The sequence below is a fragment of the Aquirhabdus parva genome, assembly GCF_003351745.1.
GTDB classification, from domain to species: domain Bacteria; phylum Pseudomonadota; class Gammaproteobacteria; order Pseudomonadales; family Moraxellaceae; genus Aquirhabdus; species Aquirhabdus parva.
The window spans coordinates 3,067,291-3,084,379 of sequence record NZ_CP031222.1 but is presented as its reverse complement, the minus strand read 5'-3'; the positions used below and the strand labels follow the sequence as shown (position 1 = coordinate 3,084,379).

14 protein-coding genes are annotated in these 17,089 nt (G+C 47.2%); 5 read left to right on the top strand and 9 right to left on the bottom strand.

Features of this window, described 5'->3' with window-relative positions:
• The first annotated feature begins 126 nt into the window (after nt 1-126).
• Nucleotides 127-1,572: a right-handed parallel beta-helix repeat-containing protein gene (locus tag HYN46_RS13905; RefSeq protein WP_114899939.1), complete on the top strand. Its 1,446-nt coding sequence runs from the start codon at nt 127-129 to the stop codon at nt 1,570-1,572.
• Nucleotides 1,573-1,840: 268 nt separating this feature from the next.
• Entirely contained in the window at nt 1,841-2,302 is a 462-nt protein-coding gene (locus HYN46_RS13900; RefSeq protein WP_114899938.1) for a hemerythrin domain-containing protein, read from the top strand.
• Nucleotides 2,303-2,489: 187 nt separating this feature from the next.
• Here HYN46_RS13900 and HYN46_RS13895 read toward each other — a convergent pair whose 3' ends face one another.
• The 5 genes from HYN46_RS13895 to HYN46_RS13875 all read right to left on the bottom strand — a co-directional run bounded on the left by HYN46_RS13895 (nt 2,490) and on the right by HYN46_RS13875 (nt 5,672).
• Nucleotides 2,490-2,921, bottom strand: a complete 432-nt coding sequence (locus tag HYN46_RS13895) for an Hsp20/alpha crystallin family protein (RefSeq protein ID WP_114899937.1) — start codon at nt 2,919-2,921, stop codon at nt 2,490-2,492.
• 414 nt (nt 2,922-3,335) lie between these two features.
• Nucleotides 3,336-3,494 carry a hypothetical protein gene (locus HYN46_RS17325; RefSeq protein WP_162818211.1) on the bottom strand — a complete coding sequence of 53 codons (159 nt, stop codon included), beginning with the start codon at nt 3,492-3,494 and terminating at the stop codon, nt 3,336-3,338.
• Nucleotides 3,495-3,624: 130 nt separating this feature from the next.
• Entirely contained in the window at nt 3,625-4,560 is a 936-nt protein-coding gene (locus HYN46_RS13885; RefSeq protein ID WP_114899935.1) for a hypothetical protein, read from the bottom strand.
• Between the two features lie 126 nt (nt 4,561-4,686).
• Nucleotides 4,687-5,316 (bottom strand): DNA-3-methyladenine glycosylase family protein, encoded by a 630-nt coding sequence (locus HYN46_RS13880; protein ID WP_114899934.1) that lies wholly within the window; start codon nt 5,314-5,316, stop codon nt 4,687-4,689.
• 86 nt (nt 5,317-5,402) lie between these two features.
• On the bottom strand, nt 5,403-5,672 hold the full coding sequence (locus tag HYN46_RS13875; protein WP_114899933.1) for a hypothetical protein: 270 nt from the start codon (nt 5,670-5,672) through the stop codon (nt 5,403-5,405).
• 1,650 nt (nt 5,673-7,322) lie between these two features.
• Here HYN46_RS13875 and HYN46_RS13870 point away from each other — a divergent pair.
• Nucleotides 7,323-9,014, top strand: a complete 1,692-nt coding sequence (locus HYN46_RS13870; RefSeq protein WP_114899932.1) for a Hint domain-containing protein — start codon at nt 7,323-7,325, stop codon at nt 9,012-9,014.
• Nucleotides 9,015-9,064: 50 nt separating this feature from the next.
• On the opposite strand, the gene HYN46_RS13865 is transcribed toward HYN46_RS13870, so the two are convergent.
• Nucleotides 9,065-10,003 carry a metal-dependent hydrolase gene (locus tag HYN46_RS13865; RefSeq protein ID WP_228254818.1) on the bottom strand — a complete coding sequence of 313 codons (939 nt, stop codon included), beginning with the start codon at nt 10,001-10,003 and terminating at the stop codon, nt 9,065-9,067.
• The gene (locus tag HYN46_RS13860; RefSeq protein ID WP_114899931.1) at nt 10,000-11,100 is read right to left on the bottom strand and encodes a saccharopine dehydrogenase family protein; all 1,101 of its coding nucleotides are present in this window, start codon (nt 11,098-11,100) and stop codon (nt 10,000-10,002) included. Before HYN46_RS13860 ends, HYN46_RS13865 begins: the two co-directional genes overlap by 4 nt.
• A 621-nt stretch (nt 11,101-11,721) precedes the next feature.
• On the opposite strand from HYN46_RS13860, the gene HYN46_RS13855 reads away from it, so the two are divergent.
• A complete protein-coding gene (locus HYN46_RS13855; RefSeq protein ID WP_114899930.1) occupies nt 11,722-13,074 on the top strand; it encodes an agmatine deiminase family protein in 1,353 nt (450 codons plus the stop codon).
• Between the two features lie 156 nt (nt 13,075-13,230).
• Here HYN46_RS13855 and HYN46_RS13850 read toward each other — a convergent pair whose 3' ends face one another.
• The gene (locus tag HYN46_RS13850) at nt 13,231-14,271 is read right to left on the bottom strand and encodes a threonine aldolase family protein (protein WP_114899929.1); all 1,041 of its coding nucleotides are present in this window, start codon (nt 14,269-14,271) and stop codon (nt 13,231-13,233) included.
• Between the two features lie 352 nt (nt 14,272-14,623).
• Nucleotides 14,624-14,905, bottom strand: coding sequence for a hypothetical protein (locus tag HYN46_RS17320; RefSeq protein ID WP_162818210.1), 282 nt, complete (start codon nt 14,903-14,905; stop codon nt 14,624-14,626).
• Between the two features lie 90 nt (nt 14,906-14,995).
• On the opposite strand from HYN46_RS17320, the gene HYN46_RS13840 reads away from it, so the two are divergent.
• Nucleotides 14,996-17,068, top strand: a complete 2,073-nt coding sequence (locus HYN46_RS13840; RefSeq protein WP_114899928.1) for a phosphocholine-specific phospholipase C — start codon at nt 14,996-14,998, stop codon at nt 17,066-17,068.
• Nucleotides 17,069-17,089 lie beyond the last annotated feature (21 nt).

The following is a 17,089-nucleotide window of genomic DNA, read 5'->3' as shown; positions in this document are numbered from 1 at the left end:
ATAACTGAAGAGGAGGAGTCGAGATCATTCTTAATGCATAGCAATTGTTCCAGTCACTATCCATTTTAGCGGATATGCGTTGATTCATAACTGTATTTATCTATATAAAATCATTGGAGTTATATCATGGCTACAAGCGTTTTTGATTACATGTCAGCAGCTCAAATTGCTGATGTTCAAGCAGGCTCAGCATCAATTGATGTTTCTACTGCAATTAATACTGCTATTGGTGCAAATACAGGAGATTTAAGCTTCCCGCCAGGCATCTATTTATTGAATAGTACAATCAATGTCAATAAAAGCAATCTTAACCTGATTGGATCAGGGAAAGGTGCTACAACTCTCACATCGGGTAATGCAACCCAGGATATTATTACGGTTTCGGCACTCAGTAATAATAATGTTATTCGTAGTCTGTCAATAACATCAAAAGTTGCCAAAACTGGTGGGGCTGCGATATCGGTATCGAACTGTCATGATGTCAGAATATCCGACATTCGTATCGATAATGTCTATAACGGCATTGTGTTTGATGGCGGGGCACAGCAATACTTATATTTCCTTGATAATTTTGAAATTAATGGAGGGTATATTGGGGTCTTGGTTGGTCCAAGCACGAATGTTCAAGATTTATGGATTGATTCGGGAAGCATTGCAAATACCACTAATGATGGTGTTTTATTGCTGCGGGTAACAGGTATATACATGTCGAAAGTTGACATTATGGGGGCTCAAAAGCACGGTTTAGAGATGTATCCGCCAACAGGCTTTTATGTATCTGGTTTTTTTACGAACGTTCTTTGTGATACTTGCGCAAATCATGGGTGGGCAATTGGCACCAATGGAGGCACCACCGCTGAGGTTTTGATGACTGACTGTTGGGGATCGTCTTGTGGCAATGGCACAACTCAGTACCATGGCCTGTATGTCGATGAAGGTGTATCCGGTGGTCGAGTTTCGGTTGTAAAAATCAACGGCGGCTCATTTATGAACAACTGGAACAATGGCATTAAATTGCAAAAGGGTGATGCGGTCACTTTGTCAGGCACTCAAGTGTTATGCAACAATGTCAGTCAAACAGCATCCGTCGGCGGATTGCAAGTTAGTAATGCTTTCGGAAACGTAAATATCACTGGCGGTTTTTATGCAAATGCTGGATTAGAATTTACAAACCGTCAAAACTATGGCATTTCCATTGATTCTGGCTACTCAGGATTATGTTCGATTTTAGGATCGCATGTGACCCCGAACTTAATTGGTGGGATGAACTTGCCGTCTTCTTTACCGTCTGGGCTAAAAGTCATTACCTGTGCCGGTTTCAACACCGTTAACAAGGGTTCAGGCAAACTTTCTGCAGGTAGTAGCTTCGTGATTGTTAATCACAATTTGAATGTGACTCCAAAGATAGAAGAGTTATCAATTGATATCAGTGGCAATCCAACTGCGGCAGGTCTTGGTAATATCTGGATTGACCCATCAACTCTTAATGCAACTAGCTTTAAAGTAATTGCAAATACAGTTGCATCAGGTGATTTGTATTTTAATTGGCAAGCACATACTTTAGGAGCCTGATATTAAGAATTTATATTTTTTGTTGAATCCTTGAATCATATCTAAAGTTAACGACCTCAAAAATGAGGTCGTTTTTTTAACATCGACCATCACGGTTTGTGATGGTCATCTCTCACTTCCGTAACATCCTGTACATCCTTCACCCCCTTTACTTTCCAAAGCGTAAGGATTTATTCCTTTCATTGACTTAGGTTAGCTGGGCTGGTATCTCTGAATCGATGTTTAAAAAACATTCCATTCAATCCCTTTCAGATCAAGGCGAATCGTTATGTCATTGACCATTTACGAAGCACTGCGTCAGAGCCACGAAATTCAACGTGACCTTTATGCCAAATTACTGAAAACCCAAGGCGACAGTACCGAGCGTGATGAACTATTCACCAGTCTAAAAATTGAATTAGCCGCGCATGCCGCCGCCGAAGAAAGACACTTCCTCATTCCCTTACTGGTTCAAGACTCAGGCATCAACATCTCCCGTCATGCTATCGCAGAGCATCATGAACTCGATGAGTTGGTCGAAAAGCTTGAAGAAACCGACTATAGCAACACCGGCTGGCTGGCGCATGCCAAAGCACTGGCGGATGAAATCGAACATCACTTGGGGGAAGAAGAACATGGCTTTTTTCAGTTCTCAGGCAAGCTACTCACTGACAAACAAAAAACCGATTTTGCCCAAGCGTATTTAACCGAATACGACCGCTTAAAAGTGAAATTTGCTGAAGAGGCATAGAGGTCATTTCTCAAAGCCACCTGACTTCCAGCCATAAAAAAAGCCATGTCTTGGGGACATGGCGGAAAATTCCTGTTCTCTGCTAGGGTGGGGGAACAGGATAAGTCATTCTAGTTCAATAAATGAGCGCCTAGCTATCCCAAATATTGAATAGGGGTTATAAAGAAATCACGCGGATTGATACACGTTACTCAACCGTCAGATGCTTATGAGTGCTGCCTTCTTTCTTAGGTAACGTCAGCACCAGTACCCCTTGCTCATAAGACGCCTTCGCATGATCCGCATCGACATCTGTGGGCAGTGTAAAACTCCGCGACACAGAGCCGTAGTAGCGTTCACTTTTTAGCAATTTTCCTTCCTGACGATCTTCATCATGCTGTGCTATCTCCGCTTGGATCGTCACCAGATTGCGATCAATCGCAATATCAATGTTCTCCTTGCTAACGCCAGGAATCTCCGCGTGTATTTCATATTTTTTATTGGTTTCTTTCACATCAACCTTAAACTGACCAGCCTCTGGCAGACCATCGCCATGCAGGGGTTTGACATAAAATGCAGGGGAAAACCCGCGAAAGAAATCATCAAAAATCCCATTGGATTTGGTGAGATGAGTATTCATGACCCACACTCCTCTATAGCAAAATTGAGGGCTTAGGTTCCATACTCACGCAGGTTTGATGTGCCTCAAACCATGAGCCTGAGTACTTAACCTATCTATTAATGTGCGATGTTTTTGGTGATTTTCAAGGGGGGAATAGAGGTGTGATTTTAAGAGAAAGGTTGTCACCACTCATCCTCAGAATAATATCTAAGAGTTTCCCTACCACTTCTTTAATTCTTTTCAATTTTGTCATGATGTGCAAACGCATACATCGCCAAAAATAAAACCACGGCAAAGAGCACCCAACTGAGGATAAAAGATGTAAGGCTTCCTGTTTTGTGGAATGCCAATTGAAGAAAATATGCAATTACGGGTGCTAGGATGATGCAACGAAAATAATATCTAAAATTCATGCTTAACTGACCTCTAAACTCATTCCACCCGAATGAATCCCATAACCACGCCCAACGCCATCAGAAAACACAGCACAATTAAAGTAAAACTGCTTTTATGGTAGCCCTCGATCGACAGCACGGCAGTGATCAGGAGTGCGATGATTAGACCGATATACCAGTATTCAGGAATCGACATGCTGTTTCTTCCGAGAGGGAGGCATCGAACGTGAAACGATACTCAATCATAAGCAATTTACAGACCAAATGGTTAGAATTTTAATGGATGAGTAAATCAGTGTAGGAGGGCAGTGCTTAACGTTTATCAGCTAATCCAACCCCAGTATCTGAAGATTTCCTTGTTGAATCGCCCGTACATATTCGCTTTTTTTACTCAGCACCACTTGCCGTAGATCAAGCGGGATATCTGCAATAGATGCTTCTACCAAACCTTGACACTCATTTGAGCAAGTGCAGTGTTGAATCGAGTCGTTTGCATCTTTTGAACAATCACGCCCTAATTCACAGGTTGCTAACATCAATGCTAAAGCGTTGACCCGTGCGGGTGAGGATGGTGAGTCAGTGTCATTCTGCGCAGCAGTTTTCCAAATGGGTAGCATAAAAGAAGAAATACCGTTAATAGCTTCTGGTTCCTTAGACAGCAGTACGGCTCGGATCAAAGGTTTTATTTGGTTTTTTGATCCTTCTCCAGTTGCCTGTTGTATGGCGACTCTCATTTCAGTTCCGAAATAGCTTTCACCCTGTATCACTTCATTGCTTAATCGCGCTACTTCATCCCGAAATGCCTTGGCAGTGGTAAATTCATGACTAAAAGCCGAACAGCGCGCAAATAGAGTCTGAATAGCCAGTTGGGCTTCTGGACTACGATTACGATTCGGCAGACTTTGGATCTGCAACGTTAAACTGTCTTCGGGTGAGGCAATAAACTGAGCGCAGAGCTCAGCAGCCCTCAATGCAAAAAGTTGCTCATCAGGATTGGTGCTATTGTGATATTTGAGATAGAAACCATGTAAGTCGTGGCTGCTCTGATAAGCTTGTTCAAGGGCAAGTTCATGATTCAGGTTATGTACAAATGGCGCTGGCGCGATATTGGTTTGCACTGAAGACGGTGGTTTTGGAGTTGGTGCTTGCATCACAGGCAGAGGCGCTGATGTTTGGGGCTGGCTAAGCGGTGTGCTCGGCCAATATTGATAAGCCATCACCACGCACAACAGTAGTACCGAGATGATCACTTTTTTCAGCATGAAAGCGCTACTCTCTATTGGGCTGTATGTATTAAACATACAAACGATGCTCAATCATAAGCAAATTACAGACCATATGGTTAGAACTTTAATGGATGAGTAAATCAGTGGAAGATCAATGTTCTTTTAAGCTTTCTTTCGCACACTCAAATAATAATGCCATAAGATCATTGCTGCGATGGTGCGACTGGGCTGCCAGTCTTGGGTGATCGTGAGCAACGTCTCACGTGGCGTCACCTTGGGCAGTCCCTTGATCGTCTTGAGTGCGTTTACCGCAGCCAGATCGCCCAGCGGAAACAGGTCCGTACGCCTTAAGACAAACATGAGATAAACATCCGCCGTCCAGTCGCCAATCCCTTTGAGTCCACACAAGATCCGGCGGACTTCATCATTCGGCAGCGTCTCCAGCGCGATCAAATCTAACTGCTTGGTCATCAGCGCTTCTGCCAGTCCCCGGACATAGGCGGTCTTCTGCCGACTAAAATAACAGGCTTTTAATTCTTCATCACTTAATGTAAGAACCCGTTCAGGCGTTACGATACCAATTCGTGCGCGTAATTGATTAAGTGCTGCAAGGGCAGAGGCGAGCGACACTTGTTGTTCAAGGATGATATGCACGAGCGTTTCAAAGCTGTTGTTGCGTGTCCACATCGGGGGATAGCCGTGGGTGTGGATGATGTGCCCTAAGTCAGCATCACGGACGGCGAGTTCATCACACAGGATTTGAAAATTAGCAGAAGTAAATGTGGGGTACATGAGGGTATACGAGACCAGCTTTTAAGCAGCCTCATATTAACAGCCTGATCAGGAAGTGCGAACCTCCTGATCATGCTGTCTTGCCATTAACTATGACAGAGCTGTCCGTCAGTAAGCGCTTCGAGCTGTTTATCAATCTCAATGATTTTATGTTTAAGCTCGCGTTGTTCCTCATTGACCGGACGGTACATTTCCACCGCCAAACCAATGTTTTCAGTTAAGCCGGTCTCTTGATCAAAGAACTGTTTGTTCTTTGGACGGAACGGCATTGACCAGTGTTGTGTCGCTGTTGAGAACATCAACTCGGCATCGAGTTCACAACGTTTACGGATGAGTTTCCGAATTTCAGGTGTCATCTTATCCCTCCCCAAGGATCAATTTTGACCATAACAAAAAATAGCCTTCTAGCATCATGCTTAGGCTTACGTATTGTTGATCATAATTGTGAGGGAAATTTGAATTTTTGGAAAAAATATTAATTTATTAATTTGTTGTTTTATATAAATAATTTATTTTTAATTAATTTTGTGTGTAGAGTTTGTGGAAGCAAATGGTCAAAAATTGTCAGAGTCTGACGCAATGCTTTTGCATTCGCTGACCGTATGGCATTTGCGCAAGTTTTCCATAAAAAAAGCCCGCAGTTGGGGTATCTGCGGGCATCAAGAGAGATCTTGTTTAAATGTCAAAAAAACAAGACAAGGGAATATAAGCACATCGCAGGGTGTTTGGAATTTAAATTTGACCGAGTGGTATCTTTTTCCAGACGAAAAAAAGCCTACGTTTTGGGTCGTAGGCGAATTCCTGCTCGCTAGGGTAAGTGGCAGGACCCACGGATTTAAACATAAAAGCAACAACTTACCAACATGAATTGACTGAATGGTTGTTTTTTTCGGATGAAAAAAATTCTTGTAAGCTAAAACGTCGAAATTTCCTCAAAAAAATGACTACTCCAGCAAATTTTCAAAAAAAACATTATTTTTTTATCAGAAAAAGTGATTGTTTATATTGACTTATATACAGACAGGTCTGTATATTTTATTGAGTCGATGAACGTACATTGCGTCTAGGTAAAAGATGCTCTAGATTCGGCTGTGTAGAGAGGGTTTCTAGGGCGCATCGAAAACGATTACGGAATAGTAAAAGAATCGATTGAAAGTCGATAAAGAATAATCAGGGAAGTTTATTTAAAAAAGGAATGTCGTTATGAATATCATGAAATGTGGTGTGTGCATGGGGTCAAGTCCAGCCATGAAAACTCGTGTAGCCCAATCCATTATCGCTATAGCAAGCATCATCCGATGACGCTGCGATTTCGTTGTCATTTGATTTAAGAGTCGTCCTTGTAGCAGGCATGATTTATCCATGCCCTTGTCTAAAGGTCTCTATACGGGTCGCTTAGTGTAGAGATCTTTTTTAGGACTCATTTTAATCGCGCATCATGATCATCACTGGATCGTATTGCCAGAAACCACCTGCTTTAACCCTGTCGCCATCCCGCATGACCAATATTTCTGTCTATATCCGTGCATGTTCAAAACAGCCTGAACTCAAGCCCCAGCATCCTATTTTTTGATTTTTTGCATTCACTTTCTTGAGTTTAAGTCATTCAAGAGGATTTGGCTGTGTCCTATAGCCTCACACATCGTCAAGCTTGTGCAGATATGTAAGAATTGATGTCAATTTTTGAATGATTGTGCAAAGCGGCTTTCTAATATACTGCGTGAATACAAAAGGATGCAACTACAGGTAAATATCATTTTGTTCATCTGAAAGGCCAAAAGTGTAGAACAAATCACTAGCAAAAAATCATCTAATTTGATACAAGAGTACAACAAGCGGGGCGCATAACGAGCGAAGGATCTGCTGCGCGCGATTTAAAAAATGAATGTTCATTATTTAGAAAAATAAGTGTCGAAGATTGAATTTTAAAAACCGTATTTTAACAACGTGCCAGATTTTTTTCTTGCACATCAACAATGTAATATACTTTTATTAGGGGATGAGTAATGCCAACAACACAAACGTGGACAGGATCGGGTGGGGATGGGACTTGGGGGAATAGTGCAAACTGGTCTACTGGCACGTTGCCCAGTACTTTAGATGGCGTGGTGTTTAGCAGTGGTCCCGCCGCAACGCTGACTACATCATCAGGATTGGTCAAAATTGCAAGCTTGACCATGAACTCACCAGCAGCATCATTGACTGTTCAAGGCAGTCTGACCGTGGGTGCTGCCCATCTCAACATGGTTCCCAATTTTATCGATTCAAGCCAAGGCTCATTGATCGTTGACGGCGGCAGTTTGACCGCAGGTCAGTATGTGACTTCGGCAACGGGGAATGTACAACTCACCAACGGCGGCACCTATCTCTGGCAGGGCACGGGCGTATCCACCCAAACCATCGATATGGGTGACAGCATCAACGATTCCTTTGTGTTCACGCAGCAGTTTGGCGGCACCATTCAAAACTTCCATGCGGGTCAATTCATCTCCTATAGCGGTGGTGTAAATTCAGTCTCCGTCGGCACGAACACGATTACGTTTAATGCCTCAAACGGTTCGACTTACACCATCAATCTGACCGGTAATTATGACTCAAGCAATCTCATCGTCAGTGGCAACAGCGTTTATACCACCGTGCCAGTGTGCTTCGTATCAGGCTCTCTGATCCGGACTGTACGCGGAGATGTGCCTGTTGAAACCCTGCGGGTGGGTGATATCGTCATCACCGCATCTGGTGAGCAACAACCGATAGTCTGGCTGGGCAATCGTACCTTGAAATTTGATCTTAGCAATGAGCAGCGCTATGAAGACGCATGGCCGATCAAAGTACAAGCGGGTGCTTTTGGTCCTGATCAGCCATATAGCGATCTCTGGTTATCACCAGGACACTCGGTGGGTCTCAATGTAATTGATGACATCTTCATCCCCGTCGGTCATTTGACCAATGGCGCGACCATTGCGCAAATGGAAGTTGATCAAGTGACTTATTGGCATGTCGAACTCGAAAATCATGATACTTTGATCGCCAATGGTTTGGATGCAGAGAGTTATTATGACTCTGGCAATCGTGCATGGTTTAAAAACAAATCGGACAGCAGTAATCCTGATCTCAAATATGGTGTGTTGAGTCGGGATTATGGTCGCCCTGTTATTCAAGGTGGCGCGATTCTTGAGGCGGTGCGCACCCAATTGCGCACACGTGCCGAGAAATTGGGCTGGGTTAGAAGCGAAGACTTGGATATCCATCTCATGATCAATGGCGAGCGCGTCAATCCTGAGATTGATGGCCATGTTGCCCAGTTTTTGATCCCTGCAAATGCGACGGATGTGGTACTGATGTCCAATACCTTTGTCCCTGCTGAGTGGTCAGCCACTAACCAAGGTGATCGTCGCCAACTAGGGCTGTATGTCAAATCCTTCCATATTCATGGCATGAAAGGCAGTCAAGACGTCGCAGTCGATGATCCTTGCTTTAGCTCAGGTTTCCACATCCCTGAGGTCACCACAGATGGATCGAGTCAACGTTGGACAAATGGCCGTCTGCCCATGCCAAGTCAACTGTGGTCGGCCAATGCTGCATTCTTCTCTGTACTGCGTGTCACCATGAAGAGTGTTTCTCATCCGTGCTGGCTGAAGTCCCCTGAAGCGATTCAGGTCAAGCAACCACCTAGCCTCACCCTACGCACCGTAGCCTAAAAGCATCAATTCGCCATAAAAAAACGGGGAAAATATTTTTCCCCATTTTTTTAAACCTCCACCCACTCCTTTTTCACCAACTCCTCGCGCCAACGCGCCAAAAGCGGTGTGTGATCAATCTCTGATGGATGAAAACTCTCTTTATAGAACGCCAGATACTCGGGCAGCAAGCTGACCATCATATGCGCAAGTGTCCCCACGCCCTGTAGATTCGCCCAGATTTGTTTCACGCTCCCCAGACTCTGTTTGCGATTCTGCCACAGCAGTTGACTGGTCATTACCGTATTGCTGATGATAAATCCCAAGCTGATTGTGCGCATACTGCGGCGGCGCTGAGCGAGGTTATTAAATACGGTCTGATAGACATCAAACGCCACATGCTTATGCTCGATCTCTTCTACGGCATGCCAGATCCACAAGGACGCCATATTGGGCGGTAGCTGCTGGACGAGCTTGGGATGAGTCAAAATGTAGCCTGCAATCATCGCCGTGAAATGCTCCAGTGCCACCGTCGCCGCAAGCTGCCGCCGTTTAGAGAGTGTGCGTAGACGCGCCATCTCTTTATCAATCTCCGCATCAAAACGCTTTAAGTGATAATCCGCAGATTGAATCTCGGTATTGAACTGATCATGCGCCTTGGCATGCATCGATTCTTGACCGATAAAAGCGGCGATATCGGCCTTTAAACTTGGGTCTTTGATTTCGCTACGTACGTTCTTGATCGTATCGACAAAGAACATCTCCCCGCGCGGAAACGACATCGACAGGGCTGTCAGAAAGTGCGAAATCAGCGGTGACTTGGAGTACTGCTCCGTCAGATTCGCCGCTTGAAAGCGGGTCTTACGAATCGTGATGGTCTTTGACTTTGCGAGAGAGCGCGGCGTCAGTGTCACTTTGGCTGTGGTTGCCGTATTGCTGATATCCGTCGATGCCGCTTGATTCATGGTCGTATTTCCAAGGTGATAGAGATCCTCTGCATCGCCAATCATTGAATCTCGATTGGACCTGCATCGGGGAGGCTAGAGACAAAGTCATAGCCCATCAACTGCGACGGCGTGAAGTAGCCGCCGGCACGCCCAGCTTCTTTTAGCGCAACCGTCGTGGTGTCACTGGCACTCTCTTGCAATAAGTGACTGACAATCGCCAGCGCTCCATACACAGTCACATCATAGACATTGCCCATCTTGAGGCGCGCGGTTTTCTTCTCGCCGCGTGCATTACTAGACTCACCCCAGACATAGGTTGGTAGCCCTGCACGTTTCTCGGTATCCGGACCGGGCACACGCTTTTCGATCTGGGCTTTGAGAAAGTCGATCACCGCTGGCTTCTTCCACAGCCAGTCCAGACGACTGCCAGTGAGGCGTGCCGAGAGAGCAAAGGCTTTAGGAACGGGGATATAGACACTGATATTAGGAATCTTGGTACTCCAGAAGGCGGTTGAGACATCTCCCCATGGAATCGTCATTGCTGATTTTGGCCCGCGACCAAAATCGATATCGCGGATATCAAAGCCTTGCGGTACCTTCTTTAGCACGCCGTTTTCTCGCACCATACCGCCCAATTGCAGTCCTTCAACCGCGGTCTTGGCTGTGCCGGGTGACATGGGAGAGGCGGTTTTAAACGCCAGCGCCAGATGCGTGGCATCGGGCTGCGCCGCCTTCAACGCCGCCGCCACACAGTCGGTTGGGATCACATCAAAACCAACGCCCGGACAGATCACTGCACCTGCACGTTTGGCTCTGGCATGCAGGCCTTGCGCATGCTCAAACACCGCAATCTCACCGGTGATATCCAGATAGTGAGTCTTGGCTTTAATACAGCCCTCGATCAACAGTGCCGCAGTCGCCGCAAAGGGACCAGCACAGTTGAGCACCACACTCACATCTTTAAGCGCCGCAGCAACCGCCTTGGGATCAGCCAGATCAAAGGCGCGAGCCGACAGATTCAATTCGGCTGCCAGTGGCTCAAGCTTGGCGAGCGAACGCCCCGCAAGAACGGGAGTCAGACCTTGTTTTACCGCTTCGCGGGCAATCAGTTCGCCGCTATAGCCGTTGGCACCATAGATTAACCAGACATTCTTCGCCATGTGACATTCCCCCGCGTAGTCGTTGTGAGTATTGCTATTCGGTCAGGATCGACCACCTATTCTAAGCTTAAATTTGCGCTTGGGAACGGCTAAACGTCCGAATCACGTCAGCCATTACGCTGCATTATTTTTCATTAAGTGAGGGCGGTGCTGCATAGTAGATGTCATTAAGGAACTAAGTCAAGGAGGTAGGAGTGGTGTAGCTTGATTCATTGTTGACGACGCGCAAGAAAAGATTATCTATGCTATTCATTTATTATTGTTTTATGTATTTTGCGATCATGTTATTTATTTGAAAATAAGTATTGTCAAAAATACAATAATTGCGAGCAAGCCGATGAACAAAAGCATCAAATAGCATAAACAATAAGCAATAGGTGCAGTCTGGCGGTCAATCAACGTGTTGCGAATCTGCAAGGGTTGGCCAATGAGATCAAGCAAATCGAGACTGCGGTTAAGGTCAGCCACAGAGTGGTTTTAGATAATTTATTGAACATTTGGCGATGCCATAAATGGGGATCATTCCGCGAGAAGTGGCTTTTCTCGTTACTCAAACCGCATAGCCAATATCAGACAACGTTCATAAACTTAGAATACTCGCATTTGGATGTATTTGATCACATGACCACTCGCCGATCTTTCCTCAAAAATACTACAGCAGGTGGAGCCCTCTTCCTGATGGGCAATGCATTCACTGCGTACGGTGATGCACAAGCTGCCACCGCAAAGACAGGCAATGCCAACCCAGCGGGTGTATTTGTACGCATGCCCGATGAAAGTAGTCTGCATAAGCTGACGTGGATGGCCTATGGCGCCACGGTTCAAGCATGGGGCTCGAACGGCGCTTTTGGTGCCAATCGTTTGATTGCCCGTAAAGACTTAATGCGTATCGCCGCCAATCTTTCACGCTTTGAGCCAGTCATCATGATCGTCAATAACGCCGCCGATCAAGCAGAAGCCAACACCCTTCTTCGCCAAGTTGCACAAGAGCCCGTGAGTGTACAGACCGATCATTATGAAGCGGGCAGTATTTTTACCGGAGGAAAACCGTTACCCGCCATACAAAGCAACCGCATCCAGTTTGTGATTCATCCACTGGATGACTTATGGATTCGTGACACCGGCGCGGTCTTTGTCGTTGATGCCAAGAAAGCACTCTATGGCGTGAACTTTAATTTTAATGGCTGGGGGCAAGTGAACACAGGTGCGGTAGGTTGGAAAAAAGACCCCCTGAAGGCTGTGAATGGCATCGAAGACCAACCGATTGCGCGTGACCAAACCATCGCCGATTTTACCCTTGCGCATGCCCCCGCGACCAAGATCGCTACATGGCTAGTCATGGAGGGTGGTGGCATCGAAGTGGATGGCAATGGCACCGCGATCTGCACGGAAAGCTGCATACTGAACCCCAATCGTAACCCCGGTAAAACCAAAGCTGATGTTGAAGCTGAGCTTTTGCGAACGCTTGGCGTGCGCAAAGTCATCTGGTTACCCGGCAGTAAGGCCAAAGACATCACTGATGGGCACATTGATTTCTATGCGCGCTTTGCGGACAATGGTCATGTGGTCTATACCCTAGATCCAGACCCAGAGTCTCCCGATCATGCCGCAACGCTGATCAACCAAAAAATCCTGCAAAACGCCACCGATGTCACAGGGCGAAAGATCAATGCAGTGCCTTTAGAGAGTCCCGATTTTAGTGTGCTTCAACCTGTCGTTACCGCGCGGAATGGTTGGAGTCGGGGTAGCCGTAACTTCAATAGTCATGCCTTTGCTGCGGGCTATGTCGGTTATTATCTAGCGAATGGCTGTGTGCTGATGGCGCAGTTTGGCGATGCCGACGCTGACTTAGCGGCTTTTGAGACCCTGCAAAGACTTTTTCCAGATCGTGTGATCATGCAAATCACCACTGACGGGATTGCCAATGGCGGTGGTACGATTCACTGTGCGACTCAACAACAAATCGCCGTTTAGTGAGCTTCGCAGATCTCTATCTTAAACGTATACGGGTTGTGGACCATATGCAGATAGAAAATCTATTCCATCTTCACTTGATCCTGTTGATTCAGCGACTTAAATGCACTTTGTGATGAATCGTATCCCTATGCCATGAGCATTGTTGCGAGCGTCTCAGCCACCCATCACCTCCCTGATATCCGCGGCGAGCGCTCTTACGCGTTCTTCTTCGGTATCCCATGAGCACATGAACCGTGCGCCGCCCTTGCCGATGAAGGTATAGAAGCGCCAGCCCTTGGCGGTGAGTGCAGCGATGGCGGGTTCCGAGAGTTGCAGAAACACGCCGTTCGCCTGTACAGGAAACATCAGCTTCACGCCCGGAATATCAGCAACTAGACTACTCAGCAGCTGTGCGCAATGATTCGCGTGGTGGGCGTGTTTGAGCCACGCATTGTTTTCCAGTAAGCCGACCCAAGGCGCTGAGAGGAAGCGCATTTTAGACGCGAGTTGACCAGCTTGTTTACAACGATAATCAAAGTCTTCAGCCAATTCGGTGTTGAAAAACAAGATGGCTTCACCCACGGCCATGCCATTCTTGGTACCGCCAAAGCACAATACATCGACGCCCACTTTCCATGTCAGATCGGCAGGCGAGCAGCCCAGAAATGCGCAAGCGTTGGAGAACCGTGCGCCGTCCATATGCAGACTTAGGCCAAGTTCTTTGCAGGTGAGGCTGATGGCCTGAATTTCATCCGGGGTGTAGACACTGCCGACTTCGGTGGCTTGGGTCAGCGTCACGACACGGGGTTTGGGGTAATGGATATCTTGGCGCTTGAGCGCGATCTCGCGGATGCTCTCAGGGGTCAGCTTGCCGTTTTCAGTGCGCGCGGTAAGTAGTTTAGAACCGTTGGAGAAAAACTCTGGTGCGCCACATTCATCCGTTTCAACATGAGCGGTCTCTGAGCAGATCACGCTATGGTAGCTTTGACACAGTGACGACAATGCAAGGGAGTTGGCTGCTGTCCCGTTAAAGGCAAAGAATACTTCGCAGTTGGTTTCAAACAGTTTACGAAAATCGTTGGCGGCGCGAAACGTCCATTCATCATCGCCATACGCGCGCTGATGACCGTGGTTGGCTTGTTCCATAGCGGCCCATGCTTCTGGACAGATCCCCGAATAGTTGTCGCTGGCAAATTGTTGACTCTTGTCAGTCATGGTTTAGTCCTGTCGTCGATTTAGGCACGTACTTTAGCAAGGCTGTCGAATACGAACCCGTATTGTTTATGTATATCGGTTATCAAATAGTAGAAATAAACCCCGCGGTGTGATGAATGTTATCTCTATCCCGCGAGCGCTACGAATTTTTTTCAATATTTATTGTTTTTAAGATATTGATTTTAATTAAATTAATTTCTTTAACTATGTTGGTCGCACTTATCGTCAACCTCGCGTGACACTGTCATGATCCATTCACAGTCGCTTACCTATAATCGAATTTAACCATCGGGCAAAATTTCTTGCGCCCTATATCACTTTGTACTGACGAGAGTCTTTCCATGCGAAAAATTCATTGGCCGCTGATCATGATCCTGCCATTAGCACTCGCGGCATGTGGTGGTTCAGATAGCACTGATCCGACGCCAACAGCATCACCGACCACTTCATCTGGGGCTACACCGACACCGCCAGTCGTGACACCCACACCTCCCGTGGTCACGCCGCCCGTCATACCGCCCGTCACACCGCCTGTCACACCGCCCGTTGTCCCTCCAACGCCGCCGGTCAGTGTTCCGCCTGTGATCCACTGTGCACCAGCCAATATTTCCAGCGGTGCATCTAAAGCGACCAACCACATCGCCAATGCCCAACCGAATTCAAATGCTTGCCACTAGCGTGTAGCTAGTGGTCTCCCAAATTTTGATATTTTCTGAGGTGAGCCGTGACATCTAGACGCAATTTCTTACGCATGTCGGCGACTGCCGCCGCAGCGGCTGGACTGCCAGCATCCATTCAAAAAGCATTGGCACTGCCAGCGATCTCCAAGACTGGCACGATCAACGACGTCAAGCATGTCGTGATCCTAATGCAAGAGAATCGGGGTTTTGATCATTACTTTGGTACTTTAAATGGCGTGCGTGGCTATGGTGATGCGCGCCCGACTCCACTGCCGAGTGGTGCGCCAGTCTGGTACCAGCCGAATGGCAAAGGCGGCTATGTGCTGCCCTTTCATCTAGACACCAGCAAGACCAGCGCCCAGCAACTGGGTGATATGGATCATAGCTGGACTGGCACCCATAGCGCATGGAACAACGGCAAGTATGATGGCTGGGTCACGACGAAAGGCCAAAACGCCATGGGTTATTTCAAGCGTGCCGATATTCCTTATCATTATGCACTCGCCGATGCCTTTACGATTTGTGACGCCTACCATTGCTCTATCATGGCATCGACAGATCCTAACCGTTACTATCTGTGGACGGGCTGGGCAGGCAATGATGGCAAAGGCAATGGCCCGGTCATCGATAACTCAGAAGCGGGTAACTACGCATGGACGACCTATCCAGAGCGTCTGCAAGCCGCCAATATCTCATGGCGGGTCTATCAAGATCCCGGCATCGGTCTAAATGCCGCCGGTAGTTGGGGATGGACCAGCAATCCGTATATCGGCAACTATGGTGATAACTCCTTACTGTATTTTCAAAAGTATCAAGATGCCAAGCCGGGTTCAGCGTTGTATACCAATGCGGTCACAGGCTACAGCCTCGCTGATCTTAAAAAAGACGTGATCAATAACACTTTGCCGCAAGTGTCATGGATCGCTGCACCGGAAGCCTTTACCGAGCATCCATCGTGGACGCCGGGCTACGGCGCGCGTTATATCTCCGAAGTGTTGGATGCCTTAACCAGTAATCCAGACGTGTGGGGCAGTACGGTGTTTTTCATCAACTATGATGAAAATGATGGCTTCTTTGATCATGATGCGCCGCCAGTTCCACCTGCTTCGAGCAATCAAGGCAAATCGACTGTGGATACGGTGAATGAATTTTTTGCCGGAAACAGTAAATATGCCGCAGGCGCTTATGGGCTGGCGCAGCGCGTGCCGATGCTGGCAATATCACCGTGGTCTAAGGGCGGCTGGGTCTCTTCAGAAGTGTTTGACCACACTTCTGTTATCCGATTCCTTGAAAAACGGTTTGGCGTGATGGAACCTAATATCACCCCTTGGCGCCGCAGCATTTGTGGTGATTTAACCTCATTGTTTGATTTTAAAAATCCCAATGGACAGGTGCCCACACTCCCCAATACCAGTCTCTACACTCAAATTGCCGACAGCCAGTCTCTATTGCCAAGCCCTACTGTACCATCGGTGCAAGTCTTACCCGTCCAAGAGTCGGGCCAGCGTCCCACACGTCCAGTCCCCTATGAGCTCTTTGTCCAATCCCGCCAAGACCCGATTCAGAAAAAGTTCTGGCTGGATTTTGCCAATAGCGGCTTGTCGGGTGCGGCATTTCGTGTCTATGCGGGCAATCGCTCTGATGGTCCTTGGTTCTATACCGTCGGCGCAGGCGCGGTGACATCGGATTACTGGACAGGGGACGACTATAATCTTGCGGTCTATGGCCCCAATGGTTTCTTGCGTGTCTTTCATGGCAATTTAGCAGATACTGCGTTGCCCAAACGTGGCAATCCTGACGCCACGCTTTGCTATGACGTCGCCAATGGCAATGTCATCCTGACCTTAAGCAACCGCGGAACCGTCGCGTGTACCATCACCGTGCAAGCCAATACCTACAGTACTCAGCGCCGGAGTTATACCGTCCAGCCGGGAACAGATGTACAAGACATCTGGGACCTAAAGAACAGTCATGGTTGGTATGATCTGTCGGTGGTGGCATCAACGGCCAATGGCTTCTTGCGTCGTTTTGCCGGTCATGTTGAAGACGGCAAAAACAGCATGAGCGATCCCGCCTTCGGAACCATGGTTTCATTAAGTCCAATGCAATGTAGCTAATGATGGATCAATCGTCATGAG

Excerpts from the sequence above, each read along its gene's own strand:
- HYN46_RS17325 (WP_162818211.1), bottom strand. The coding sequence starts at position 3,494 with ATGTCGATTCCTGAATACTGGTATATCGGTCTAATCATCGCACTCCTG.
- HYN46_RS13905 (WP_114899939.1), top strand. The coding sequence starts at position 127 with ATGGCTACAAGCGTTTTTGATTACATGTCAGCAGCTCAAATTGCTGAT.
- HYN46_RS13880 (WP_114899934.1), bottom strand. The coding sequence starts at position 5,316 with ATGTACCCCACATTTACTTCTGCTAATTTTCAAATCCTGTGTGATGAA.
- HYN46_RS13850 (WP_114899929.1), bottom strand. The coding sequence starts at position 14,271 with ATGACTGACAAGAGTCAACAATTTGCCAGCGACAACTATTCGGGGATC.
- HYN46_RS13895 (WP_114899937.1), bottom strand. The coding sequence starts at position 2,921 with ATGAATACTCATCTCACCAAATCCAATGGGATTTTTGATGATTTCTTT.
- HYN46_RS13875 (WP_114899933.1), bottom strand. The coding sequence starts at position 5,672 with ATGACACCTGAAATTCGGAAACTCATCCGTAAACGTTGTGAACTCGAT.
- HYN46_RS13855 (WP_114899930.1), top strand. The coding sequence starts at position 11,722 with ATGACCACTCGCCGATCTTTCCTCAAAAATACTACAGCAGGTGGAGCC.
- HYN46_RS13860 (WP_114899931.1), bottom strand. The coding sequence starts at position 11,100 with ATGGCGAAGAATGTCTGGTTAATCTATGGTGCCAACGGCTATAGCGGC.
- HYN46_RS13865 (WP_228254818.1), bottom strand. The coding sequence starts at position 10,003 with ATGATTGGCGATGCAGAGGATCTCTATCACCTTGGAAATACGACCATG.
- HYN46_RS13885 (WP_114899935.1), bottom strand. The coding sequence starts at position 4,560 with ATGCTGAAAAAAGTGATCATCTCGGTACTACTGTTGTGCGTGGTGATG.
- HYN46_RS13900 (WP_114899938.1), top strand. The coding sequence starts at position 1,841 with ATGTCATTGACCATTTACGAAGCACTGCGTCAGAGCCACGAAATTCAA.
- HYN46_RS13870 (WP_114899932.1), top strand. The coding sequence starts at position 7,323 with ATGCCAACAACACAAACGTGGACAGGATCGGGTGGGGATGGGACTTGG.